22 protein-coding genes are annotated in these 23785 nt (G+C 73.3%); 14 read left to right on the top strand and 8 right to left on the bottom strand.

Translation table 11 applies throughout. From position 1 onward, the window contains the following. Nucleotides 1-14: 14 nt before the first annotated feature. The 4 genes from OCU29_RS13850 (at nt 15) to OCU29_RS13835 (ending at nt 4078) form a co-directional block, all read left to right on the top strand. Nucleotides 15-629, top strand: coding sequence for an acVLRF1 family peptidyl-tRNA hydrolase (locus OCU29_RS13850; protein WP_261820372.1), 615 nt, complete (start codon nt 15-17; stop codon nt 627-629). A 44-nt stretch (nt 630-673) separates the two neighbouring features. Next, a complete protein-coding gene (locus OCU29_RS13845) occupies nt 674-1564 on the top strand; it encodes an ABC transporter ATP-binding protein (protein ID WP_179616625.1) in 891 nt (296 codons plus the stop codon). Continuing rightward, the gene (locus OCU29_RS13840) at nt 1561-3150 is read left to right on the top strand and encodes an ABC transporter permease (RefSeq protein WP_261820371.1); all 1590 of its coding nucleotides are present in this window, start codon (nt 1561-1563) and stop codon (nt 3148-3150) included. Before OCU29_RS13845 ends, OCU29_RS13840 begins: the two co-directional genes overlap by 4 nt. 67 nt (nt 3151-3217) lie before the next feature. After that, complete coding sequence (locus tag OCU29_RS13835; RefSeq protein ID WP_368858982.1) at nt 3218-4078, top strand: phosphotransferase; 861 nt, start codon at nt 3218-3220, stop codon at nt 4076-4078. Nucleotides 4079-4085: 7 nt separating this feature from the next. On the opposite strand, the gene OCU29_RS13830 is transcribed toward OCU29_RS13835, so the two are convergent. Continuing rightward, a complete protein-coding gene (locus tag OCU29_RS13830; RefSeq protein WP_261820369.1) occupies nt 4086-5045 on the bottom strand; it encodes a neutral zinc metallopeptidase in 960 nt (319 codons plus the stop codon). 79 nt (nt 5046-5124) lie between these two features. On the opposite strand from OCU29_RS13830, the gene OCU29_RS13825 reads away from it, so the two are divergent. The 3 genes from OCU29_RS13825 to OCU29_RS13815 are packed head-to-tail and all read left to right on the top strand — an operon-like array spanning nt 5125 to nt 9479. Then, nucleotides 5125-6723: an ABC-F family ATP-binding cassette domain-containing protein gene (locus OCU29_RS13825; RefSeq protein WP_261820368.1), complete on the top strand. Its 1599-nt coding sequence runs from the start codon at nt 5125-5127 to the stop codon at nt 6721-6723. Nucleotides 6724-6766: 43 nt separating this feature from the next. Beyond that, complete coding sequence (locus OCU29_RS13820) at nt 6767-7564, top strand: enoyl-CoA hydratase/isomerase family protein (protein WP_261820367.1); 798 nt, start codon at nt 6767-6769, stop codon at nt 7562-7564. 43 nt (nt 7565-7607) lie between these two features. Further along, nucleotides 7608-9479 (top strand): ABC transporter ATP-binding protein, encoded by a 1872-nt coding sequence (locus OCU29_RS13815; protein ID WP_261820605.1) that lies wholly within the window; start codon nt 7608-7610, stop codon nt 9477-9479. Nucleotides 9480-9489: 10 nt separating this feature from the next. Here OCU29_RS13815 and OCU29_RS13810 read toward each other — a convergent pair whose 3' ends face one another. Beyond that, a complete protein-coding gene (locus tag OCU29_RS13810) occupies nt 9490-10299 on the bottom strand; it encodes an SURF1 family protein (protein WP_261820366.1) in 810 nt (269 codons plus the stop codon). Between the two features lie 70 nt (nt 10300-10369). Here OCU29_RS13810 and moaA point away from each other — a divergent pair, with 70 nt between their 5' ends. Beyond that, complete coding sequence (gene moaA / locus OCU29_RS13805) at nt 10370-11368, top strand: GTP 3',8-cyclase MoaA (protein ID WP_261820365.1); 999 nt, start codon at nt 10370-10372, stop codon at nt 11366-11368. 25 nt (nt 11369-11393) lie between these two features. On the opposite strand, the gene OCU29_RS13800 is transcribed toward moaA, so the two are convergent. From OCU29_RS13800 to OCU29_RS13790, 3 genes are all read right to left on the bottom strand, one after another. Then, complete coding sequence (locus OCU29_RS13800) at nt 11394-11960, bottom strand: hypothetical protein (RefSeq protein WP_261820364.1); 567 nt, start codon at nt 11958-11960, stop codon at nt 11394-11396. Between the two features lie 69 nt (nt 11961-12029). Further along, nucleotides 12030-12242, bottom strand: coding sequence for an acetone carboxylase (locus tag OCU29_RS13795; protein WP_261820363.1), 213 nt, complete (start codon nt 12240-12242; stop codon nt 12030-12032). Further along, complete coding sequence (locus OCU29_RS13790) at nt 12239-12544, bottom strand: DUF3099 domain-containing protein (protein WP_261820362.1); 306 nt, start codon at nt 12542-12544, stop codon at nt 12239-12241. Before OCU29_RS13790 ends, OCU29_RS13795 begins: the two co-directional genes overlap by 4 nt. A 69-nt stretch (nt 12545-12613) precedes the next feature. Between OCU29_RS13790 and OCU29_RS13785 the strand changes: the two genes are divergently transcribed. From OCU29_RS13785 to OCU29_RS13765, 5 genes are all read left to right on the top strand, one after another. Further along, nucleotides 12614-12826 carry a dodecin gene (locus tag OCU29_RS13785; protein ID WP_179616615.1) on the top strand — a complete coding sequence of 71 codons (213 nt, stop codon included), beginning with the start codon at nt 12614-12616 and terminating at the stop codon, nt 12824-12826. Nucleotides 12827-12901: 75 nt separating this feature from the next. Then, the gene (fabG, locus tag OCU29_RS13780; protein ID WP_179616614.1) at nt 12902-13648 is read left to right on the top strand and encodes a 3-oxoacyl-ACP reductase FabG; all 747 of its coding nucleotides are present in this window, start codon (nt 12902-12904) and stop codon (nt 13646-13648) included. Between the two features lie 43 nt (nt 13649-13691). After that, complete coding sequence (gene fabI, locus OCU29_RS13775; protein WP_261820361.1) at nt 13692-14462, top strand: enoyl-ACP reductase FabI; 771 nt, start codon at nt 13692-13694, stop codon at nt 14460-14462. Nucleotides 14463-14488: 26 nt separating this feature from the next. Continuing rightward, the gene (locus OCU29_RS13770) at nt 14489-16249 is read left to right on the top strand and encodes a Mur ligase family protein (protein WP_261820360.1); all 1761 of its coding nucleotides are present in this window, start codon (nt 14489-14491) and stop codon (nt 16247-16249) included. Nucleotides 16250-16322: 73 nt separating this feature from the next. Then, nucleotides 16323-17975 (top strand): long-chain fatty acid--CoA ligase, encoded by a 1653-nt coding sequence (locus OCU29_RS13765; protein ID WP_261820359.1) that lies wholly within the window; start codon nt 16323-16325, stop codon nt 17973-17975. A gap of 127 nt (nt 17976-18102) precedes the next feature. On the opposite strand, the gene cphA is transcribed toward OCU29_RS13765, so the two are convergent. Together cphA and OCU29_RS13755 are read right to left on the bottom strand one after the other, a co-directional pair. Beyond that, nucleotides 18103-20880 (bottom strand): cyanophycin synthetase, encoded by a 2778-nt coding sequence (cphA, locus tag OCU29_RS13760; protein ID WP_261820358.1) that lies wholly within the window; start codon nt 20878-20880, stop codon nt 18103-18105. Beyond that, nucleotides 20877-21902, bottom strand: a complete 1026-nt coding sequence (locus OCU29_RS13755) for a cyanophycinase (RefSeq protein WP_179616610.1) — start codon at nt 21900-21902, stop codon at nt 20877-20879. Before OCU29_RS13755 ends, cphA begins: the two co-directional genes overlap by 4 nt. Before the next feature lie 92 nt (nt 21903-21994). Between OCU29_RS13755 and OCU29_RS13750 the strand changes: the two genes are divergently transcribed. Continuing rightward, nucleotides 21995-22516 (top strand): histidine phosphatase family protein, encoded by a 522-nt coding sequence (locus OCU29_RS13750; RefSeq protein WP_179616609.1) that lies wholly within the window; start codon nt 21995-21997, stop codon nt 22514-22516. Between the two features lie 17 nt (nt 22517-22533). Here OCU29_RS13750 and serB read toward each other — a convergent pair whose 3' ends face one another. Continuing rightward, nucleotides 22534-23769 carry a phosphoserine phosphatase SerB gene (gene serB, locus OCU29_RS13745; RefSeq protein WP_179616608.1) on the bottom strand — a complete coding sequence of 412 codons (1236 nt, stop codon included), beginning with the start codon at nt 23767-23769 and terminating at the stop codon, nt 22534-22536. Nucleotides 23770-23785: the final 16 nt, after the last annotated feature.

Raw genomic sequence — 23785 nt, 5'->3', positions numbered from 1 at the left:
GATACGGTCGAGCCATGCCCGAGGTCCTCGTCCCCGCCGCCCGCGTCGAGCGGTGGATCCACAACTTCGAGGCGCGCCACGGGGACACCACCCTGACGCTCGTCGAGGGTGCCCTGACCGGCCTCGCGGTCGACGGGTCCAGCTTCACCGCGCGCCTCCCGCTCGCGACGGCGTACGACGCCGCGCCCGACGCGGCGGGTCTGGCGCGGGCGGCGGAGACGGCGGCCCCCGACGACTGGGGGGTGCTGCTGGTGCGCAAGGGCGGTTTCGCCGTCGCCCGGATGAGCGGCAGGACCATGGGGGAGTCGAAGACCGGGCAGCGCCACGTGCAGGGCCGCACCAAGGCCGGAGGCCAGAGCCAGCAGCGGTTCGCGCGACGCCGCGACAACCAGGCGCGCCAGGCCTACGAGGCCGCCGCCGACCACGCTGCCCGCATCCTCGAGGGCCTGCGGGGCCCGCTCGTGGTCGGCGGCGACCGCGGCGCCGTCGACGAGGTGCTCGCCGACCGGCGGCTGGCCGGTCTCAGCCCGGTCGACCCCTGGCTCGCCCTGCCCGACCCGCGCCGCAGCGTGCTCGAGCAGGGCGTCGCCGACGCGCTCTCGGTGCGGGTCGACGTGCACAACGCCTGAGGCACAGCCCGCCCAGGGACGCCGATCGGGTCTATGGTCGACAGGTGCGCCCCGACGTCATCGAGGTCCGTCAGCTGGTCAAGACGTTCGGGCGCGCACGCGCCCTCGACGGCCTCGACCTCCAGGTCAGTGCCGGGGAGGTGCACGGCTTCCTCGGCCCCAACGGCTCGGGCAAGTCGACCACCATCCGGGTGCTCCTGGGGCTGCTGCGCGCCGACGCGGGCCACCTGCGCCTGCTGGGCGGCGACCCCTGGCGCGACGCCGCCGCGCTGCACCGGCGGCTGGCCTACGTGCCGGGCGACGTCGCGCTGTGGCCCACGCTGACCGGGGGAGAGGCGATCGACCTGCTCGGGCGCCTGCGCGGCGGCCTCGACGTACGCCGGCGCGACGAGCTCGTGGAGCGCTTCGCCCTCGACCCGACCAAGAAGGCGCGCTCCTACTCCAAGGGCAACCGGCAGAAGGTGGCCCTGGTCGCCGCGCTGGCCGCCGACGTCGAGCTGCTCCTGCTCGACGAGCCCACCTCCGGCCTCGACCCGCTGATGGAGGCCCAGTTCCGTGACTGCGTGGCCGACTTCCGCGACGGCGGGGGGAGCGTGCTGCTCTCCAGCCACGTGCTCGGCGAGGTCGAGCAGATGTGCGACCGCGTCAGCATCATCAACGAGGGGCGTCTCGTCGAGACCGGCACCCTGGCCCAGATGCGCCACCTGAGCCGCACCGCGGTCGCCGCCCAGCTCCGCGGCCCCGTCGCCGGCCTCGACGCACTCGAGGGCGTCCACGACCTGGTCGTCGACGGCGACCGGGTGACCTTCGAGGCCGACCCGGACGCGCTCGAGCCAGCCCTGCGGCTGCTCCTCGACGCCGGGGTCGAGGCCCTGACGACCCAGCCGCCGACGCTCGAGCAGCTCTTCCTGCGCCACTACGGGGACCGGGTGTGAGCACCGACGGCCCCTTCACCGGCACCTGGGTCCTGTGGACCCAGGCCCTGCGGCGCGACCGCTGGCTCGTGCTCGGCTGGGGCGTGGCGCTCGCCGTCCTCTACTGGGCCCAGGCCTGGTCGGTCGACCGGCTCTACACCAGCGAGGGCGAGCTGGCCCGGATGGCCGCGGCGATGGAGCGCAACGACGCGATGATCGCGCTTGCCGGCCCGGCCCGCGCCCTCGACACCATCGGCGGCCAGGTCACCTGGCAGGCCACCGCGTTCGGTGCGGTGCTGCTCGGTCTCGTGGTCATAGCCGTCGTCACCCGCCACACCCGCGCCGAGGAGGAGTCCGGCCACGACGACCTCGTGCGCTCCGGCGTCGTGGGCCGCTTCGCACCCCCGGCGGCCGCGGTGCTCACCTCGGTCGTCCTCTGCGTCGTCTCCGGCGCGCTGGTCACCCTGTCGCTGGTGACCTACCCGCTCGCGGTGGCCGACTCGGTCGCGCTCGGCGTGGGTCTGGCGCTGTGCGGGCTCTGCTTCACCGGCACCACCCTGGTCGCGGCCCAGCTCGTGGCCAGCACCCGCGCGGCGCGCGGCATCGCCGGGGCGGTCGTGGCGGTGGCGTACGCGCTGCGGGCCGTGGGCGACGTCTCGGTGCCGGCGCTGTCGTGGCTGACCGCGATCGGCTGGTACCAGGCCATGCACGCCTTCTCGGGCCTGCGCTGGTGGCCTGCGCTGCTGCTGGTCGCCGCCGCCGGGATCAACCTGGCGCTCGCCGCGACGCTCCTGCTGCGCCGCGACATCGGCGCCGGCCTCGTGGCCAGCCGTCCCGGCCCGCCGCGCGCCGGCCGGGCCCTCAGCGGCCCGGTCGGCCTCGCGTGGCGCCTGCAGCGCGCCGGCGTCGTCGGCTGGAGCGTGGGCGTGGGCCTGACCGGTGTCGCGTACGGCGCCCTGGGCACCTCGGTGGAGGACCTGGTCGGGGACTCCGACATGGGCCGCGACCTGATGGCGCAGGGGGGCCTCGACCTCGTCGACGGGTTCTTCGCCACGATGCTGGTGATGATGGCGCTGCTGGCCACCGGCTTCGCCACCTCCTCGACCCTGCGACCACGCGGCGAGGAGGAGTCGGGGCTCGCCGAGCTGGTGCTCGCCACCCCGCTGGGGCGGGGCCGCTGGCTGCTGTCGTGGACCCTCGTGACGCTGCTCGGCACGGCGCTGGTCATGGTGGTCGGAGGGCTCGGCCTGGGGCTGGGCTACGCCTTCGTCAGCGCCGACGCCGGCCAGGTCGTCGCGTTCGTCGGGCCGCAGCTGCAGTACGCGCCCGGGGTGCTGCTGCTGGCGGCGCTGGCCCGGCTGGTGCACGGGGTGGCCCCGCGCCGTACCGCCCTGGCCTGGGGGCCGCTGGTGGTGGCCGTGGTGGTGATGTTCTTCGGCGAGCTGCTCGGGCTGCCGCGCTGGGTGCGGTGGTTCTCGCCGTTCGACCACCTGCCGCTGGTCCCGGCCGAGGACCCGTCGCTGGGCGCGGCGGCGGTGGTGGTGGCGCTGGCGCTCGCGCTCGGCGCGTCGGGCCAGTTGGCCTTCCAGCGCCGCGACATCGGCTAGCGTCGCGTCCGTGGCCCCGACGTGGCAGCCCGACCCGGACTGGCATCCGCTCCCTGGTGGGGCCGGCATGTCCACGATCGGGGTCTGGCGCACCAGCCTGGGCGAGCAGCCCGTGGCGGTGAAGCGCCTGGCCGCCCCCGGCGAGCACGACCCCGCCGAGCTGTCCGACCCCCACCACTTCGCCTACTGGCGCCGCGCCGCCGACGTGGTGACCTCGGGCGTGCTCGCCCGCACCCGGGGGCTGCGGCCCCCGGTGCGCTCCTTCGTCGAGGAGGACGTCGAGGGCATCACCCTCACCGAGGACTGGGTCGAGGACGCCGCCGTCAACGGGCTCTTCGCCGCCCACGCCCTGGGCCGCTTCGCCGGCACCCCGGTCCCCGACGTCGGGTGGCTCGCGCGCGACCAGCTGCGCGACCGGCTGCGTCGTACGGCGCACCGGGGCGGGTGGCCGACCCTGGCGCGCACCACCGTCGCCGACGTCGCCGAGCACCTGTGGACCCGGCGATCGGCGTTCCTCGACCGCGTCGACGCCCTGCCGCAGGCGCTCCAGCACGGCGACCCGACCCCGGGCAACCTCCCGGGGCGCGAGGGCGACGACGTGGTGGCCATCGACTGGTCCTGCCTGGGCACCGCCGCCGTCGGCGCGGACCTGGGCTACTACCTGCTCGCCGCCCGCGAGGACTTCGAGCCGTTGCTCGACGCGTACCTGCTCGGCCTGCCCGACGGGGCGGCCACCGCCGACCAGGTCGCGCTCGGGGCCCGGGTCACCGCCGTCTACACCGCGCTCAGCCGCGCCGAGTGGGCGCTGTCGCGGGTCGCCGGGGGAGAGGGCGCGCTGGCCGGCAAGTTCCGCCACCCCGCCGTCGCTCCCCACCTGCGGGCGCTCCAGCGCCAGTTCCCCCTGATCGAGGCGCTCCTCGACGCGTGAGCCGAGCTCAGAGGGAGCGGGCGGCGAAGGTGTCGCAGTCGGTGAGGTCGCCGCCGTCGAAGCCGACCCGGAACCAGCGCTGGCGCTGCGCGGCGGAGCCGTGGGTCCACGACTCCTCGTCGACCTGGCCCTGGGTCTGCTGCTGGATGCGGTCGTCGCCGACGCTGGCCGCGGCCTCGAGCGCGAGCGTGATGTCCTGGTCGGTGAGCTCGCTGAAGAGCGCGGTGCCCGAGGAGTCCTCGGTGGCCGTGGCCCCGCGCGCCCACATGCCGGCGTAGCAGTCGGCCTGCAGCTCCAGGCGCACCGCGTCGGAGGAGGGGCCCTGCTGGGTGCGGACCCGGCCCATCGTGCCCAGCACGTTCTGGACGTGGTGGCCGTACTCGTGGGCCAGCACGTAGGCCTCGACGAACCCGCCGTCGGGCCCGCCGAGCTGGCGCTCGAGCACCTCGTCGAAGAAGCCGCTGTCGAAATAGATCGTGTCGTCGGCGGGGCAGTAGAACGGGCCGACGGCCGAGCTCGCGGCCCCGCAGCCGGTGCCGACCTGGCCCGAGAAGGTCACCAGCGAGTCGGCGGGCCGGAAGTCGGAGCCGAGCGTGTCGCCCCAGTAGTCGTACAGGCTGTTCTCGACCGCGACCCGGGCGCAGTCGGCCGACTCGTTGGCGTCCTCACCGGTCTCGCAGGCGGCGTACCGGTCGGTGTCCTCGAAGCGCGAGGCGTCGAGGCTGCCGCCCGAGCCGAGGTCGAGGCCGGAGCCGCCGCCCATCAGCTGGGTGACGACGAAGAAGCCGACGGCGATGATGACCGCCACCACGCCGCCACCACCGGCCACGCCGCCGGGGATCGGCAGCGACGAGCCGCCGCGCCTCCCCGAGGACGGGAGGCCGCCGCGCGAGCGGCCACCGCCGCTGCTGCGACCCACGTCACGCGTGCGTCGGGTGTCGAGGCGGGCCTTGGGGTTGAACCTCACGTCGTGCCTCCTGGGCGGCCTGCGCCGCGGTGGCGGCGAATCGGTGGCTGAGGCTACCGACTCCTACGATTGGGCTCCTATGATCACCGCTCATCAGCTCGAAGTCCGTGCCGGCGCGCGTCTCCTGATGGAGGACGTGAGCTTCCGCGTGGCCGCGGGCGACAAGGTCGGCCTGGTCGGTCGCAACGGCGCCGGCAAGACCACCCTCACCAAGATCCTCTCCGGCGAGGCGCTGCCCGCCGGCGGCTCGGTGACCAGGAGCGGCGAGATCGGCTACCTGCCGCAGGACCCGCGCACCGGTGACCCCGAGGTCCTGGCCCGCGACCGGATCCTCTCCGCTCGCGGGCTCGACGACGTCGTACGCCGCCTGCGTGCGGCCGAGGAGCAGATGGGCTCCGACGACGCGGCCGTGCGCGAGAAGGCGATGCGCCGCTACAGCCGCGCCGACGACGAGATGCACGCGGGCGGCGGCTACGCCGCGGAGTCCGAGGCCGCCACGATCGCGGCCAGCCTCGGCATCCCCGACCGGATCCTGGGCCAGCAGCTCAAGACGCTCTCGGGCGGCCAGCGCCGCCGTGTCGAGCTGGCCCGCATCCTCTTCTCCGGCGCCGAGATCCTGATCCTCGACGAGCCGACCAACCACCTGGACGCCGACTCGATCGTGTGGCTGCGCGAGTTCCTCAAGGCCCACAAGGGCGGCTTCATCGTGATCTCCCACGACAACGAGCTGCTCGAGGCCACCGTCAACAAGGTGATGCACCTCGACGCCAACCGCACCGCCATGGACGTCTACAACATGGGGTGGAAGAACTACCTGACCCAGCGCGAGACCGACGAGGTACGTCGTCGGCGTGAGCGGATGAACGCCGAGAACAAGGCCAAGACCCTCACCGACCAGGCCAACAAGATGCGCGCGAAGGCCTCCAAGGCCCAGGCGGCGCAGTCGATGCTCAAGCGGGCCGAGAAGATGATGGCCGGGCTCGAGGGCGAGCGCGCGGCCGACAAGGTCGCCCGCATCAAGTTCCCCGCCCCGGCGCCGTGCGGCAAGACCCCGATCACCGCGCGCGAGCTGTCGAAGACCTACGGCTCCCTCGAGGTCTTCACCGGCGTCGACCTGGCCATCGACAAGGGCTCCCGCGTCGTCATCCTCGGCCTCAACGGCGCCGGCAAGACCACGATGCTGCGCATCCTGGCCGGCGTCGACCAGCCCGACACCGGCGAGGTCGTGCCCGGCCACGGCCTGAAGGTCGGCTACTACGCCCAGGAGCACGAGACGCTCGACACCTCGCGCACGGTGCTGGAGAACATGCAGTCCGCAGCGCCCCAGCTGACCGACGTCGAGGCCCGCTCGGTGCTGGGCTCGTTCCTCTTCTCCGGCGACGACGCCCACAAGTCCGCCCAGGTGCTCTCCGGTGGCGAGAAGACCCGGCTCGCGCTGGCCTCGCTGGTGGTCTCCAGCGCCAACGTGCTGCTGCTCGACGAGCCCACCAACAACCTCGACCCGGCCTCCCGCGAGGAGGTGCTGGCCGCGATCCGCAGCTACGAGGGCGCGATCATCCTGGTCACCCACGACGAGGGCGCGGTGCGCGCCCTCGAGCCCGACCGGGTGCTGCTGCTGCCGGACGGCGACGAGGACCTGTGGAACGAGGGGTACGCCGACCTGGTCTCGCTGGCCTGAGGCCGCCGGGGCCGGTGTCGGTGCCGGTTCCTAGACTCCGGGCATGACTCCTGAAGAGCTCGCCGCGGTCGGTCTGGTCGTCGAGGTCGAGGGGGCGGTCGCGACCGTCACCCTCGACCGTCCCGAGGTGCGCAACGCGCAGACCCCGGCGATGTGGCGCGGCCTCGCCACGATCGGCGAGCGGCTGGTCGCCGACGACGCCGTGCGCGTCGTGGTGGTGCGCGGCGCCGGCACCAGCTTCTCGGCCGGCCTCGACCGCGCGATGCTCGACCCGACCTCCTCGACCGAGGGCGTGGAGTCGGTGGCCGACCTGCTCAGCCGCAGCGAGGAGGAGATGTCGGCGACGATCGACGACTACCAGCGCGGCTTCACCTGGCTGCGCGACCCCTCGTTCGTCTCCATCGCCGCGGTGCAGGGCTACGCGGTCGGCGCCGGCTTCCAGCTGGCGCTCTCCTGCGACCTGCGGGTGCTCACCGACGACGCCCAGCTGTGCATGAAGGAGACGGCGCTGGGCCTGGTCCCCGACCTGACGGGAACAAAGCCCCTGGTCGAGGCGGTTGGGTACTCCAGGGCACTGGAGATCTGTGCCACGGCACGCATGGTCGGTGCCGAGGAGGCGGTGCGCATCGGCATCGCCCTCACCGCGGTGCCGACCGACCAGCTCGCTGCGACCGTCGCCCACCTCGCCGGGTCCCTGACCGCCCCGATGCCCGGGGCGGTGCGTGAGACCAAGGCACTGGTGCAGACGGCGGCCGCGTCGTCGCTGGAGGACCAGCGCCGCCTCGAGCGGGAGGCGCAGGGCCGACGGTTCCGCGAGGTCGCGAGCACGATGCAGCAGTGAGTGGGTCCGGCGACGGGCCAGTGAGGAGCGCGACGTGTCGGGGATGATGGGGGCCGGCATGGCCTGGCGCCACCTGAGGTCGGACCGCAGCGTGGTCAACAACCGGCTCTCGCGCCAGACGGTGCGCCGGGTGGTCGGCTTCGCCCGGCCCCACCGGGGCCTGATCTCGGTGTTCCTGGTGCTCACCGTCATCGACGCGTCGCTGGTGGTCGTCACCCCGTTGCTGGTCCAGAAGATCGTCGACGACGGCATCCTGGCGGGCGATCGCGGCCTCGTCACGCTGCTCGCGCTGGCCATGGCCGGCTTCGCCGTCTTCAACGCGGTGCTCAGCGTGCTGGCCGGCTGGCTCTCCTCGCGCATCGGGGAGAGCCTGATCTTCGACCTGCGCTCGCAGGTCTTCGCCCACGTGCAGCGCCAGTCGATGGCCTTCTTCACCCGCACCCAGACCGGCGCCCTGGTCAGCCGGCTCAACAACGACGTCATCGGCGCCCAGCGGGCCTTCACCTCGACGCTGTCCAGCACCGTCTCGAACTCGATCGCCGCCGTCGTCGTCGGCGTCACGATGCTGGCGCTGAGCTGGCAGGTGACGCTGCTGTGCGTCGCCCTCTTCCCGCTGCTCTTCCTGGCCTCCCGCTTCGTCAGCAACCGGCTGGCCGGGCTGACCCGCGAGCAGATGGACGGCAACGCCGACCTCGGCAACAACATGACCGAGCGGTTCAACGTGGGCGGCGCGATGCTGCTCAAGCTCTTCGGCCGTCGCGACGACGAGGACGCGCTGTTCCGCACCAAGGCCGCCAAGGTCCGCGACCTGGGGGTGCGGATCAGCCTGATCACCCGCATCTTCGGTGCCACGATGGTCCTGGTGCCCGCGCTGGCCACCGCGCTGGTCTACGGCGTGGGCGGTCAGCTGGTCATCAGCGACACGCTCACCATCGGCACCCTGCTGGCGCTGGCGACCCTGCTGCTGCGCCTCCTCGGCCCCCTGCAAGGTCTCTCCAACGTCCGCATCGACGTGATGACGGCGGTGGTGAGCTTCGAGCGGGTCTTCGAGGTGCTCGACCTGCCCTCCCTCATCGTGGAGAAGGACGACGCGGTGGTGCTGCCGCGCTCCGCGGCGCGGCTGGAGTTCGACCGGGTCGGGTTCACCTACCCGAGCGCCGCCGAGCTCTCCCTGCCCTCCCTCGAGGGCGTGGCGCGGCCCGAGGCCGGCGCCAGCGGCCCGGTGCTCCACGACGTCTCCTTCACCGCCGACGTCGGCCGGATGGTCGCGCTGGTCGGGCCGTCTGGTGCCGGCAAGACCACCGTCACGCACCTCGTGGCACGGCTGTACGACGCCACCTCGGGCACGGTGCGCGTCGGCGGCCATGACGTCCGCGAGGTCAGCCTGCAGTCCCTCGAGGACGCGGTCGGCTACGTCACCCAGGACGCGCACCTCTTCCACGACACCATCCGCGCCAACATGCTCTACGCCCGTCCCGGCGCCGACGACGCCGAGATCTGGTCGAGCCTCGAGGCCGCCCAGATCGCCGAGACCGTCCGGCGCCTGCCCGACGGGCTCGACACCGTCGTCGGCGACCGCGGCTACCGGCTCTCGGGTGGCGAGCGCCAGCGGCTCGCGATCGCGCGGCTGCTGCTGAAGTCGCCGGGCATCGTGGTGCTCGACGAGGCCACCGCCCACCTCGACAGCGAGTCGGAGGCCGCCGTGCAGCGCGCCCTCGACGCCGCCCTGGAGGGCCGCACCTCGCTCGTCATCGCCCACCGGCTCAGCACGGTGCGCAACGCCGACCTGATCCTGGTGCTCGACGAGGGCCGCATCGTCCAGTCCGGCACCCACGCCGAGCTGCTGGCCGAGGGAGGTCTCTACGCCGACCTCTACCGCACCCAGTTCGTCGACGACGTCTCCGCCCGCGGCTGACGCCGGGACGTCATGCGGTCGGGACGTCCGTCTCCGCCCGGCGCACGGCGTCCTGCGTCGGCTCGTCCTCCGACGACGTCGTACGCCGGCGCCGGGGGCCGCGGCGCTCGTCCCAGGCCAGGTAGAAGAACCCGCCCACGGCGAGCAGGCCGAAGAACCACCACTGCAGCCCGTAGAAGAAGTGCGGGCCGTTGTCGAGCTCGGGCATCTCGACGGGCTCGAGGGCGGTCGCGGGCTCCGGGTCCTCGGAGCGCAGGTCGACGAAGCCGCCGTACACCTCGCGCTCGATGGCCTCGCCGATGCGCTCGCTGCTCACCGCCCGGGTGGACAGGTCGCTGACCGCGGTGGAGTCGCCGCTGCCGTCGGCGCGCACCCAGCCGGAGATCTCGACCTCGCCGGCGGGCGGCTGCGGGACGTCGTCGGGCCGGGTGGTGCCGGCGGCGCGGGTGGCCAGCCAGCCGCGGTCGACGAGCAGCGTGGTGCCCGAGGAGGTCACGAGGGGGACGACCACGTCGACGCCCGAGGCGCCGTCCCGGGTGCGGTAGCGCACGATCACGGTGTCCTCGGGGGCGTACGTGCCGGTCGCGGTGACCACCCGCCACTCGTCGTCGGGATCGACGTCGCCGCCGGGGGAGAGGACCTCGTCGACGGGGGCGGGGGCCTGCTCCTCGTTGGCCAGCACCACCGCGTTGTCGGCCTTGCGCTGCTCGAGGCGGTCGAACTGCCACTGGCCGAGCCACCAGGCGCCGGCGGCGAGGACCACCACGGCGAGCCCGAAGAGCAGCCAGCGACGCGAGAGCATGAACCGGAACGAGCGCACGCCTCGAGGTTATCGGCCGGAGCGTGGCGAGCCCCGTCCTGGTGCCCGCCTCGCCCGTATGCTTCCTCACATGGAGCCACTTCTTCTCGAGGACCGCTACGGCCGGGTGGCGACAGACCTCCGGGTGTCGCTCACCGACCGCTGCAACCTGCGCTGCAGCTACTGCATGCCGGCGGAGGGCCTCGACTGGCTGCCCGACGACTCGGTGCTCACCGACGACGAGGTGGTGCGCCTGATCGGCGTCGGCGTGCGGCACCTCGGCATCGACGAGGTCCGCTTCACCGGCGGTGAGCCGCTGGTGCGTCGCGGGCTCGTCGACATCGTGCGCCGCACCCGCGAGCTGGGCCCCGACCTCGACATCTCGGTCACCACCAACGCGCTCGGGCTCTCCCGCAACGCGGGGGCGCTCAAGCAGGCCGGCCTCGACCGGGTCAACGTCAGCCTCGACACCGCCCGCGCCGACACCTTCCACCGCATCACCCGCCGCGACCGCTTCCACGACGTGGTGGCGGGCCTGGAGGCCGCGCAGGCGGCCGGGCTGGGGCCGGTGAAGGTCAACGCGGTGCTGCTGCGCGGCGAGAACGAGGACCAGGCACCCGAGCTCCTGGCGTGGTGCCTCGAGCGCGGCTACGAGCTGCGCTTCATCGAGCAGATGCCGCTCGACGCCCAGCACGGCTGGAGCCGCGAGGGCATGATCACCGCCGACGAGATCTTCACCAGCCTCGCGGAGGCCTTCACCCTCACCCCGGCCGAGGAGCCCCGGGGCAGCGCGCCCGCCGAGCTGTTCACCGTCGACGGCGGCCCCGGCACCGTCGGCGTGATCGCCTCGGTCACCCGCCCGTTCTGCGGCGACTGCGACCGGGTGCGGCTGACGGCCGACGGCCAGGTGCGCAACTGCCTCTTCGCCCGCTCGGAGTCCGACCTGCGTGCCGCGCTGCGCGACGGGGCCAGCGACGAGGAGCTCGCCCAGCGCTGGGTCGTGGCGATGCGCGGCAAGGCCGCCGGGCACGGCATCGACGACCCGACGTTCCTGCAGCCAGACCGCCCGATGTCGGCGATCGGCGGCTGATCCCCACCCCCGGGGTGGGGGAGGGTCAGGGTGAGGTCGTGTCGACCCCGAGGTCGACCACCAGCCGGGTCGGGTCGCCCAGCGCGCGCACCCGGAACGGCACCCGCCCGCCGGCGATCCCGGCGAGCACCTGCGTGTGGCCCTCGAAGGTGCCGACGACGTGCAGGTCGGTGACGCGGCCCGCGCCCGCAGGCACGACGCGACGCCCGCCGCGGTAGCCCTCGGCGCCGGGGGCCACGGTGCCGGAGGCGTAGATGTCGAGGACGACGTCGCCGCGGAGGTCGAGGGTCTCGCCGCTGCCGTCGAGCACGGCCACGTCGGTGTAGGCGACCGACCACCCCGGGACGCCGGTGCCGTCCAGCTCGAGGACGATCCGCTCACCACCCCGGCGGCGGCTCAGGCGGACGTCGGTCAGCACGAGGTCCCAGGGGCCCGAGTGCTCCGCCGAGCTGGTCGACGGGCCGTCTGCCTGCTCGGACGACTGCGCCGGCGTGCCTCGATCACCGGCAGCCGGCTCACGACCTGGGTCGGCCCCGCAGCCCGCGAGGAGCAGCAGGGCGCACCCGGCAGCCACCAGCCGTCGTACCGTCAACGTCCCCACCTCCGTCCACCGGTGGGACGCGCAGGCGCGAGGAGAAGTTGTCGCGGCGAGGAGGTGGGCTCAGACGGTGTGGTCGGCCCCCGCGTGGTGCTCGACGACCTCGATGAGGAAGCCTCGCGAGCCCAGGAACGTGCCGAGCGACTCGCGGTGCTCCGGGCAGGCCAGCCAGGCCTTGCGGCGCTCGGGGGTGTGGATCTTGGGGTTGCGCCACAGCAGGGCGTGCACGGCCGGCTGGGTGCAGCCCTTGGCCGAGCAGGAGTCGCTCTCGCTCATCGTCCACCCAGCCCGGCGCGCTGCGCGGAGCCCGCGGACTCCAGCTCGGGGGCCCCGAAGGCGCCGCTGCGCAGCTGGAAGCCGTCGACCCGGTTGGCCTGGGCGTTGGCCAGGACCACCGCGATGTAGGGCAGCACGAGCGCACCCACGATGAGGACCGGCCACAACCACGAGATCCCGGCGAGCCCGGCGACGCCGGCCCCGACGAAGCACGCCGAGCGCAGCGACATCGACAGCAGGTAGCGCTTCTGGCGCTTGCGGAGGTCCTCCTCGTGGCTCACCGCCGCCGTCGTGATCCGCACAGCATCGTCATCGCGTGCTCTCTGCCTGGCCATGACCTCGAGCGTACGTCGGCAGACTAGGCTCCCCATATGACCAATCGCACTTATCGCATCTCCGAGATCGTCGGCACCTCTCCGGAGGGCATCGACGCCGCCATCCGCAACGGCGTCGAGCGCGCCTCGCGCACCCTGCGCCACCTCGACTGGTTCGAGGTCACCCAGGTCCGGGGCCAGGTCAAGGACGGTGCGGTCGAGCACTTCCAGGTCGGTCTCAAGGTCGGCTTCCGCCTCGAGGACGACTGATCCTCCTGCGGCTCACGACGTGACGACCCGCGCGTGGTTTCTGGTACGCGCGGGTAATCACTAGCGTCGTCGAGCGTGAGCCAGAGCACCCAGCCGACCACGCCTGACACGACGTCCGAGCCCCGTTCCGTGCTGGTCACGGGCGGCAACCGCGGCATCGGCCGCGCCATCGCCGAGGCCTTCCTGGCCCAGGGCGACAAGGTCGCGGTCACCACCCGCAGCGGCGGCGCCCCGGAGGGCGCCCTCGACGTGCGCTGCGACGTGACCGACCCCGCCGCCGTCGAGGCGGCCTTCGCCGAGGTGGAGGCCGCCCACGGCCCGGTCGAGGTGCTGGTCGCCAACGCCGGCATCACCGCCGACACCCTGCTGCTGCGGATGAGCGAGGACGACTGGTCCTCGGTCATCGACACCAACCTGACCGGGTCGTTCCGGCTGGCCAAGCGCGCCAGCAAGGGCATGCTGCGCCTGCGGCGCGGCCGCATCATCCTGATCTCCTCGGTGGTCGCGATGCTCGGCTCCCCGGGGCAGGTCAACTACGCCGCCTCGAAGGCCGGCCTGGTCGGCGTCGCCCGGTCGCTGGCCCGCGAGCTCGGCTCGCGCTCCATCACCACCAACGTCGTGGCTCCCGGCTTCATCGAGACCGACATGACCGCCTCGCTGCCCGCCGAGCAGCAGGCCGAGTACGCCGCGCGCATCCCGCTCGGACGCCTCGGCGCGGCCGAGGAGGTCGCCGGCACCGTGCTGTGGCTCGCCGGGCCCGCGGCGGCGTACGTCACCGGCGCCGTGATCCCGGTCGACGGCGGCCTCGGCATGGGTCACTGAGACCCACCCCCAGCAGGACCCCACCTCACCCAAGGAGCAGACGATGGGCATTCTCGACGGCAAGCGGATCCTGGTGGCCGGGGTGACGATGGACTCCTCCATCGGCTTCGCGACCGCGAAGGTCGCCCAGGAGCAGGGCGCCACCGTGCTCATCTCCAACTTCGGGCGGGCGCTGGGCATCACCCGGCGCATCGCCAAGCGGCTCCCGGTCGAGCCGCCGGTCATCGAGCTCGACGTCACCGATGAGGAGCACCTGGCGCGGCTGCCCGAGCTGGTGGGCGAGCACGTCGACGGGCTCGACGGGGTGGTGCACTCGATCGCCTTCGGCAACCCCGAGACGCTGCTGGGCGGCAAGTTCCTCGAGGGCCCCTGGGACGACGTCGCACAGGCGGTGCAGGTCTCGGCGTACTCGCTGAAGTCGCTGACCACGGCCTGCCGCCCGCTGATGGCCGACGGCGGCTCGGTGGTCGGGCTGACCTTCGACGCCACCGTCGCCTGGCCGGCCTACGACTGGATGGGCGTGGCGAAGGCCGCGCTCGAGTCGACCTCGCGCTACCTGGCCCGCGACCTGGGACCCGAGGGCATCCGGGTCAACCTGGTCTCGGCCGGGCCGCTGAAGACCCTGGCGGCCAAGGCCATCCCCGGCTTCGAGGAGCTCGACTCGATGTGGGCCACCCGCTCGCCGCTCGGTTGGGACAACACCGACCAGGGGCCGACGGCCAAGGCGGTCTGCGCGCTGCTCTCCGACTTCTTCCCCGCGACCACCGGCGAGATCGTCCACGTCGACGGCGGCTTCCACGCGATGGGCGCCTGAGCGCGCGAGCCGGTAGCGTCGCGCCGGTGAGCGCACCAGGAGCAGGCCAGGACGTCGCCCCCACCACGCACGCGCTGGTCGAGCTGCGGGTGCTCGAGGGTCCCAACCTCTACTTCCCCCGGGCGGCGGTGAAGCTGACCCTCGACATCGGGGCCCTGGCCACCGCGCCGGTCGACGTCGCGCTGGTGCTCGCCGAGCGCATCGGGCTGGAGGGCGCCCGCCCCGGCGAGCCGGAGTCCGGCTTCCGTCAGCGCTTCGCGCTGCGTGCTGTCGCGCGGCTGGTGCGGGCCGTGGCCCAGGAGTCGGGCACCTCCTCGCTGGCCGTGCGGGTGCGCCCCACCAACGACGCCCACCAGGTCGTCGTCGCCTACCCGTGGGCCCATCGCGAGCGGGCCCGCGCGATGGGGCGCGCGGTCGCGTCGGTGCTCGACACCCTGGTGCCCGGCGACGACGGCGTCAGCACCGACCGGCTCTCGGCGGCCGTCTCGGTCGCGGCCGAGACCGTCGCCACCAGCGAGCCCGGCGACGCCCCGACGACCCTGGAGCCGCGGGTGCCCGTCGTGGCCGTCACCGGCACCAACGGCAAGACAACGACCTCGCGGATGGTCGCCCACATCGGCCGCGAGTGGGGCAAGGTCGTCGGCTGGTCCAACACCGACGGCGTGTACGTCGACGGGGTGCTCGTCGAGCCCGGTGACTACTCGGGGCCCAGCGGCGCCGGCCGCGTGCTGGCCCACGAGGAGGTCGAGCTGGCGGTCACCGAGACCGCCCGGGGCGGGATCCTGCTCAAGGGCATCGGGCTGACCCGCAACGACGTCTCGGTCGTCACCAACGTCTCGGCCGACCACCTGGGGCTGCACGGCATCGACACCCTCGACCAGCTCGCCGAGGTCAAGGCCGTGGTGCCCCGGATCACCGCGCCCGAGGGCTGGGCGGTGCTCAACGCCGACGACCCGCGGGTGCTCTCGATGCGCTGGGTGGTCAAGTCGCAGGTGTGGGTGTTCTCCCGCGACCCCGACTCGCCCGCCGTGCGGGAGGTGCTCGCCGACGGCGGCCGCGCCACCACCGTCATCGACGGCTGGCTGTGCGTCCTGGAGCCCGACGCCGACCCCGACCCGCTGCTCGAGCTGGTCGACGTGCCGATGACCCTGGCCGGGCTGAGCCACTACAACGTCGAGAACGCCCTGGCCGCGGCCTCCGCCGCGCTGGCGGTCGGGATCCCGCGCGAGGTCGTCGTCGCCGGCCTGCGCTCGTTCCTGCCCGACGCCGAGCACAACCCGGGCCGGATGAACTGCTTCACCGTGCCGGTCTCCGACGGCGAGGTCACCGTCGTGATGGACCTGGCCCACAACGAGGCCGGCCTCGAGGCGATGTTCGAGATCCTGCACGGCGTCCGCCCCGAGGGTGCCCGGGTGCTGCTCGGGATGGGGGTCGTCGGCGACCGCTCCGAGGAGCTGATCGAGAAGATCGGCGAGATCGCGGCGCGCGACGCCGACGTCGTGGCCATCGGTCACAAGGAGAAGTACTTCCGCGGCCGCACCCCCGAGGAGCTCGAGGGCCTGATGCGCGCCGGCGCCGAGCGGGTCGGCGTCACCGCCGTGCCGGCGTACCCGACGGAGGTGGGGGTGCTCTCGGCCCTGGTCGGCCAGGCGCTGCCCGGAGAGGTCGTGGGGCTGATGTGCCACGCCGACCGCGAGGGCGTCTACGAGTGGATCGCCGAGGCCGGGGGAGTCCCCGACACCGCCGAGACGCTGGCGGCGAAGGTGCGGGCCGCGCGCGCCGGGTGAGCCGCTCGGGTGCGGGTGGCAGGATCGTGACGCACAGCACACCGCCCCAGCGCACCCCCTCGGAGGACCCGCCATGCGCAGCACCATGCAGGACGACCAGCTCACCATCGGCGCCATCCGCCGCCACGTCGTCGACGTCCACCCCGACGGGGAGGTCGTGACCGCGACGCCCGACGGCAGCCGCACCACGTCGTACGGCGCCCTGGGCGAGCGCACCGCGCGCCTGGCCTCGGCGCTGCGGGGCCTGGGCGTCGACGCCGACCAGCGGGTCGCGACCTTCCAGTGGAACAACGTCGAGCACCTCGAGGCCTACCTGGCCGTGCCGTCGATGGGCGCGGTGCTGCACACGCTCAACATCCGGCTCTTCCCCGAGCAGCTGGTCTACGTCGCCAACCACGCCGAGGACCACGTCGTCATCGTCGACGACTCCCTGGTCGGGCTGCTCGCGCCGCGGCTGGGGGAGATGACGACCGTCGAGCACGTCGTGGTCGCCGGACCCGACGCCGGCGACGCCGACCTCGACTCCCTGCGCGCGAGCGGCAAGCAGGTGCACCTCTACGAGGACCTGCTGGCCGCCGCGTCGCCGGGCTTCGACTGGCCCGACGTGGACGAGCGCGACGCCGCGGCGATGTGCTACACCTCCGGCACCACCGGCAACCCCAAGGGCGTCGTCTACAGCCACCGCTCGGCGTACCTGCACTCGCTGGCGGTCTGCGGCGGCAACATCTCGGGGCTCTCCTTCGAGGACCGGGTGCTGCCGATCGTGCCGATGTTCCACGCCAACGCCTGGGGGCTGCCTTACTCGGCGATGATGAGCGGCGCGTCGCTGTGCATGCCCGACCGGTGGCTGCAGGCCGAGCCGCTGGTCCGCTTCGTGCGCGAGAGCCGGCCCACGGTGTCCGGGGGCGTGCCGACCGTGTGGAACGACGTGCTGCACCACCTCGACGACCACCCGGAGGCCCGGCTGGACTCGCTGCGCCTGGTCCTCTGCGGCGGCTCGGCGGTGCCGATCTCCCTGCAGCAGGCCCTGCAGGAGCGCCACGGCATCGTGGTGCGCCAGGCGTGGGGGATGACCGAGACCTCCCCGGTGGCCTCGACCGGGCTGCCGCCGGTCGGCTGCTCGGAGGAGGAGCAGTGGCGCTACCGGGGCACCCAGGGCCGGCTGGCGTGCGGGGTCTCGGCGCGGATCGTCGGCGACGACGGCAGCGTCCTGCCCCGCGACGGCGCCAGCGTCGGTGAGCTCGAGGTGCGTGGACCCTGGGTGACCGGGGCCTACTACCGGCCCGAGGAGGCCGAGCGCGAGGAGGCCGAGGCCAAGTTCCACGACGGCTGGCTGCGCACCGGCGACGTCGGGCACCTCGACGAGCGGGGCTACATCACGCTGACCGACCGGGCCAAGGACGTCATCAAGTCGGGCGGCGAGTGGATCTCCTCGGTCGACCTGGAGAACGCGCTGATGGGCCACGACGCCGTGCTGGAGGCGGCCGTGGTCGCCATCCCCGACGAGAAGTGGCAGGAGCGCCCCCTGGCCTCCGTGGTGGTGCGCGAGGGCGCCAGCGTCAGCGCCGAGGAGCTGCGCGCGCACCTGGCCCGCGACTTCGCCTCCTGGCAGCTGCCCGACGCCTGGACCTTCATCGACGAGGTGCCCCGCACCTCGGTGGGCAAGTTCGACAAGAAGGTCCTGCGCCGCCGCTTCGCCGACGGCGAGCTCACCGTCGAGCGGTAGCGGCCGACGGCCGAGCGGTCACTTCTGAACCTTCCACCGGTCAGTCCTGAACCACCGACCGGTCACCGCGCCGCAGGGGCGGGGTCGAAAGTGACTGGTCGGTGGTTCGAAAGTGACTGCTCGGCCGTCAGGCCTCGGGGTGGGGGGTGGCGACGTAGTCGGGGTCGGCGAGGGGGGAGTCGTCGGAGAAGCCGGCGCCGGCCTGGGCCTGCGGCGACCAGTTCTCGAGCTCGGTCATCACCGCCGCGTGCCGGTCGACGCACAGGACCACGAGGTCGCCGCGGTTGGCGCGCGACATGGCGTGGCGCACCGCGTCGTTCTCCTCGAGGATCTGCTCGACCTGCTTGCAGCGCGCCCCGGCGGCCATCGCCGAGCGCACCCCCTCGAGCACCAGCGCCGCGGTCTCGCCGCGCTCGCGCTTGCGCAGCGCCTCGTCCTCGCGCACCACCACGACGTCGAAGTGCTGCGCGGCGACCTCGCCGAGCTCGCGCATGTCCTGGTCGCGCCGGTCGCCCGCGGTGGCGATGACGCCGATGCGGGAGGGGCGGGCCAGGTCGTGGGAGCCCTCGAGGGAGTCGCCGACGCGGTCGACGAAGTCGCCGAGCATCCGCATGCCGGGGGCGTTGTGGCAGTAGTCGATGATGACGTTGACGCCGTTGACCTCGATCTCGTTGAGACGACCGGGGGAGAGGTAGTAGTTCGTCGAGAACGAGCGCAGGCCCTGGCGGATGTCGTGCAGCGGGGCGCCCGAGGCGAACGCCGCGGCGGCGGCCGCGAGCGCGTTCTGCACGTTCATCCGCGCCTTGCCGCCGAAGGTCGCTGGCAGCAGGTGGGTCCAGGCCAGCTGCATCTCGCGCGGGCCGTGCTTGACCACGATCATCTCGCCGCGCTCGGAGGGGTTGAGCACCAGCGCCTTGCCGCCGCGGCGGCAGTGGGCGTCGATCATGTCGCGGGTCTCGGTGCCCGGCTCGTCCATGGAGAACCACACCACCTGGCCCGAGCAGCGGCGCCGCATGTTGCGCACCAGCGGGTCGTCGGCGTTGAGCACGGCGTGCCCGTCGCGCGGGACCGCCTCGACCAGCACCGCCTTGACGTCGGCGAGCTGCTCGACGGTGTCGATGCCGCGCAGCCCCAGGTGGTCTGGGGCGACGTTGAGGACCACGGCCACGTCGTTGCGCTCGTAGCCCAGGCCCTCGCGCAGGATGCCGCCGCGGGCCACCTCGAAGACGGCCGTGTCGACGCGCGGGTTCTGCAGGACCATCCGGGCCGAGCGGGGCCCGGAGGCGTCGGCCCGGATCACCAGGCGCTCGTCGATGACCACGCCGTCGGTGGAGGTCATGCCGACCTTGCGGCCCATGCCCTTGAAGATGTGGCTGATCATCCGCGAGGTGGTCGTCTTGCCGTTGGTGCCGGTGACGGCCACGATCGGGATCCGCGACTTGGCGCCCGGCGGGAAGAGCATGTCGACGACGGGCTTGGCGATGAACTGCGGCTCGCCGATGGTCGGGTGCGTGTGCATCCGGAAGCCGGGGGCCGCGTTGACCTCGCAGATCGCACCGCCGGTCTCGCGCACCGGCTCGGTGATGTCGGGGCAGATGAAGTCGATGCCGGCGATGTCGAGGCCGACCATGCGGGCGGCCTCCTCGGCGATCTCGACGTTCTCGGGGTGCGCCTCGAAGGTGCGGTCGATGGAGATGCCGCCGGTCGACATGTTGCCGGTCAGCGCCAGGCGCACCGTGGTGCCCTCGGGCGGCACGTCGGACATCTCGAAGCCCTGCTCGCGCACCAGCTCGACGGCCGCGTCGTCGACCTTGATGCGGGTCAGCACCTTCTCGTGGCCCACGCCGCGGCGCGGGTCGGCGTTGGCGGTGTCGACGAGCTGCTCGACGGTGGAGGAGCCGTCACCGACCACGGAGGCGGGCACCCGCTCGGCGATCGCGGCGACCTTGCCGTCGATGATCAGGCAGCGGTAGTCCTTGCCGACGACGAAGGACTCGACGATCACGTAGCCGCGCCGCGACTGCTCGCGCGCCACCTCGAAGGCCTCACGGACCTCCTTCTCGTCCTGGAGGTCCAGGCAGACACCGCGCCCGTGGTTGCCGTCGAGCGGCTTGACCACGACCGGGTAGCCGATCCGCTCGGCCGCGCGCACACAGCCCTCGACGGTGCGCACCGACTCCTGCTTGGGCACCGGCAGCCCGGCGGCCGAGAGCAGCGAGGTGGTGAGGTCCTTGTCGGAGGCGATGTCGACGGCGATCGAGGAGGTCTGCGAAGTCATCGTGGCCCGGATCCGCTGGGCGTGGACGCCCTGGCCCAGCTGGACCAGCGAGTACTGGTTGAGCCGGATCCACGGGATGTCGCGCGAGACGGCCTCGTCGATGATGGCCTGGGTCGAGGGGCCGAACGCCGTGCGCTGGGCGCGGCGGATGAACTCCTCGAGCTCGACGTCCCAGTCGAAGTCGGGGTCGGCCTCGACCAGGTGGTTGACCAGGCGCACGGCCAGCCGGCCGGCGGCGAGGCCGACCTGCTCGTCGGCGTACCCGAAGATCACGTTGTAGACGCCCTCGCGGCCCTTGACCTGGCGGGTCTTGCCGCGTCGTACGTCGTGGCCCACGACCTGCTGGAGCGCGAGCGCGCAGTGCTCGGCCACGTGGCCCAGCCAGGTGCCCTCGTGCAGGCGCTCGACGAACCCGCCGCGCTTGCCGCGCGAGCACGAGTGCTCGCGCAGCCCCGGCAGCATCGCGACCAGGTGGTCGGTGAAGCCGGGCAGGGTGCTGGTCGGGAACTTCTCCAGCACGCCCAGGTCGACTACCAGGTGGATGGCCCGGTCGTAGGACCAGATGTTGGCTCCGCGGTAGACCCGGGTCTCGATGATGCTCAGGTCGGGGGTGGGGCGCTCGGTCATCGGTTCGCTCCGTTCTCGGGGGTGGTCACGGGCTGCTCGTCGAGGGGCGACTGCTCCGCCGAGCGGAGCTTGCGCAGGCGCGCCATGCGGCGCTTGAGGACGGTGGGCGAGGCGTCGGAGGCGGCGATGTCGCGCGCCATCCGGCGCAGGTCCTTGCCGAACTCCTCGAGCTCGGCGGCGTCCTCGGGGGCCACCTCGGTCTCGCCGGGCAGCAGCTCGCGGGCCGTCAGGTCGTACGTCGCCCCGGCCGGCAGCACGTGCAGCACGACGCCGCTGGCCAGCAGCGGTGCCGAGCGCTTGGCCTCGAAGGCGTTGGTGATCATCCGGGAGCCGTCCATGACGGTCACGGCGCCGCGACCGGAGACCCGCAGCAGCTCGCGCTCCTCGCCGGTCTCCTCGTCCACCTCGTGGGTGACGGTGGCGGCGGTGTCCTCGTCGACGCCGATGCCCAGCAGCTGGGGGCTCTGGGCCACGATCATCAGCAACCGACCGTAGCGGTTGCGCTGCTCGAAGTGCTGGTCGATCACCGACGACGACACCAGGCCCAAGCCGGCGGCCACCTGGGTCATCCGCTGCTTGGGCGTCGCCCCGCCGGAGCCGAAGGCCACCATGTGGCTGGACTGGATGCTGGCGCCGGCGGAGGTGCCGGCCACGACCGCTCCGCGGTGGTGGGCCCGCACGATCGCGTCGCCGACCGGTGTGCCGTTGAGCAGGCCCGAGAGCTTGAGCTGGTTGCCGCCGGTCATGAAGACGCCGGTGGCGTCGTCGAGCAGGGCGACCAGCGCCTCGTCGTGCGCCTCCTCGCGGGAGGCGGGGTCGACGCAGGCGACCTGGGGTGCGCCCAGCTTGCGGAACAGGGCGTCGTAGACCGCCATGATCTCCTCGCCGATCGAGGAGGCGGTGGGGATGACGACGATGCGGGCCTCGCGATCACCGCTGGCGGTGACGAAGTCCTGCAGGACGGTGCGGCGGCGCAGCTTGTCCTCCGCGCCGCCGATGATCATCAGGGGACCTCTGGGCATGGCGACACGCTAGGGCATGACGCTCCTCACCCCGCAGGTGCCGCGGCACGGCGGTGCTGGATCGGCGAGCAGGGGGCTGGCAGGGTGGATGGGTGAGCAGCGAGAACGCCCCCCGACGCCTGGTCCTGGCCCGGCACGCCCAGGCCGTGGACGCGGCCGCGACCGACGCCGCCCGCGAGCTGAGCCCCCGCGGGCGACGCGACGCCGAGGCGGGCGGCCGGTGGCTGGCCGAGCAGGGCGTCGAGCCCGACCACGCGCTGGTGTCCTCGGCGGTGCGCACCGCGCAGACCTGGGAGCACCTGTGCGCGGGGGCCGGCTGGTCGCTGGCGCCCGACCTCGACCGCGGTCTCTACGAGGCCGGCACCGACGCGGCGCTCGACCTGGTGCGGCTGGTGCCCGCCGAGGTCGGCACGCTGGTCGTGGTGGGGCACAACCCGACCATCGGGTCCCTGGCGCACCTGCTCGACGACGGCGACGGCGACCCCGGGGCCGTCACCGCGCTGCTGGGCGGCTACCCGACCTCGGCGCTCACGGTCTTCGCGGTGGGCACCAGCTGGGCCGACCTCGCCCCGGAGTCGGCGACCGTGCTGGCCCACCACGTCGCCCGCGGCTGAGCCACGGGCCGCACGGCTCAGACCGGCGGTGCCGGGGTGGTGATGCCGACCGCGCGGTCGGCGGCCTCCACCTCCTCGCGGCTGATGCCCATCAGGTAGATGATCGCGTCGAGGTAGGGCACGTTGACCGAGGTGTCGGCGGCGTCGCGCACCATCGGCTTGGCGTTGTAGGCGATGCCGAGACCGGCGGCGGCCAGCATGTCGAGGTCGTTGGCGCCGTCGCCGATGGCGATGGTCGAGGCCACGTCGACGCCGATCTCGGCGGCGAACTCGCGCAGCGCCCTGGCCTTGCCGGCGCGGTCGACGACCTCGCCGACGATGCGACCGGTCAGGCGCCCGTCGACGATCTCGAGCTCGTTGGCCCGGGCGAAGTGGATGCCCAGGTCGGTGGCGAGCCGGTCGGTGATCTGGGTGAAGCCGCCCGAGACGATGGCGAAGCGGTAGCCCAGCCGGCGCAGGGTCCGCACCATCGTGCGGGCCCCGGGCGCGAGCTGGATGGCGTCGTACACCTCGTGCAGGGCGCTGGCGGGCACCCCCTCGAGCAGGGCGACCCGTGAGCGCAGGGACTCCTCGAAGTCCAGCTCGCCGCGCATCGCGCGCTCGGTGACCTCCGCGACCTCGGCCTCGCAGCCGGCGTGCGCGGCGATCATCTCGATGACCTCGCCCTGGATGAGGGTGGAGTCGACGTCCATCACGATCAGGCGCATCCCGCGGCGCAGCAGGTTGGCGGGCTGCACGGCCACGTCGATGCCCTGGCTGGCGGCCTCGAGGGCCAGGAGCTCGCGCAGCCGCTCGGGCTCGGCCCCCGAGACGTGCAGGTCGAAGGCGGTGACGGGGTAGCGGGCCATCCGCTCGATGCGGTCGATGTTGGCGCCGGCCTCCGCGATCCGCCCGGCCACGGCCGCCATCGCCGAGGCGCTGAGCGGTGTGCCGAGCACGGTCACGTGGGAGCCGCCGCGGGCGGGGGGCCGGGTGTCGCCGGTGCCGGCCTCGACCTCGACGCTCATGTCGAGCTCGGCGGCGGTCTCCTCGACCGCGCGCTGCAGGCCCGCCGCGTCCTCGGGGACCGTCACCAGGACACCGAGGATGAGCCGGCGGCGCAGCCGGATCTGCTCGAGGTCGACCACCTCGACCCCGGCGCGGGCCAGGGTCGCGAACACCGCGGAGGTGACGCCGGGGCGGTCGCGGCCGGTCAGGGTGATCAGGAGCGTCTCGGGGCGTGCGCCCTCGGGCGGCGGGGATGGCTGGTTCATCGCAGGACGAGGCTAG

The organism is Nocardioides sp. OK12, assembly GCF_024341885.1.
Classification (GTDB): domain Bacteria; phylum Actinomycetota; class Actinomycetes; order Propionibacteriales; family Nocardioidaceae; genus Nocardioides; species Nocardioides marinisabuli.
Note: the sequence above shows the minus strand (reverse complement) of the source record. Positions and strands in the feature narration are given on the sequence as shown.

Excerpts from the sequence above, each read along its gene's own strand:
- OCU29_RS13850 (WP_261820372.1), top strand. The coding sequence starts at position 15 with ATGCCCGAGGTCCTCGTCCCCGCCGCCCGCGTCGAGCGGTGGATCCAC.
- OCU29_RS13835 (WP_368858982.1), top strand. The coding sequence starts at position 3,218 with ATGTCCACGATCGGGGTCTGGCGCACCAGCCTGGGCGAGCAGCCCGTG.
- OCU29_RS13825 (WP_261820368.1), top strand. The coding sequence starts at position 5,125 with ATGATCACCGCTCATCAGCTCGAAGTCCGTGCCGGCGCGCGTCTCCTG.
- OCU29_RS13820 (WP_261820367.1), top strand. The coding sequence starts at position 6,767 with ATGACTCCTGAAGAGCTCGCCGCGGTCGGTCTGGTCGTCGAGGTCGAG.
- OCU29_RS13815 (WP_261820605.1), top strand. The coding sequence starts at position 7,608 with ATGATGGGGGCCGGCATGGCCTGGCGCCACCTGAGGTCGGACCGCAGC.
- moaA (WP_261820365.1), top strand. The coding sequence starts at position 10,370 with ATGGAGCCACTTCTTCTCGAGGACCGCTACGGCCGGGTGGCGACAGAC.
- OCU29_RS13795 (WP_261820363.1), bottom strand. The coding sequence starts at position 12,242 with ATGAGCGAGAGCGACTCCTGCTCGGCCAAGGGCTGCACCCAGCCGGCC.
- OCU29_RS13785 (WP_179616615.1), top strand. The coding sequence starts at position 12,614 with ATGACCAATCGCACTTATCGCATCTCCGAGATCGTCGGCACCTCTCCG.
- fabI (WP_261820361.1), top strand. The coding sequence starts at position 13,692 with ATGGGCATTCTCGACGGCAAGCGGATCCTGGTGGCCGGGGTGACGATG.
- OCU29_RS13765 (WP_261820359.1), top strand. The coding sequence starts at position 16,323 with ATGCGCAGCACCATGCAGGACGACCAGCTCACCATCGGCGCCATCCGC.
- cphA (WP_261820358.1), bottom strand. The coding sequence starts at position 20,880 with ATGACCGAGCGCCCCACCCCCGACCTGAGCATCATCGAGACCCGGGTC.
- OCU29_RS13755 (WP_179616610.1), bottom strand. The coding sequence starts at position 21,902 with ATGCCCAGAGGTCCCCTGATGATCATCGGCGGCGCGGAGGACAAGCTG.
- serB (WP_179616608.1), bottom strand. The coding sequence starts at position 23,769 with ATGAACCAGCCATCCCCGCCGCCCGAGGGCGCACGCCCCGAGACGCTC.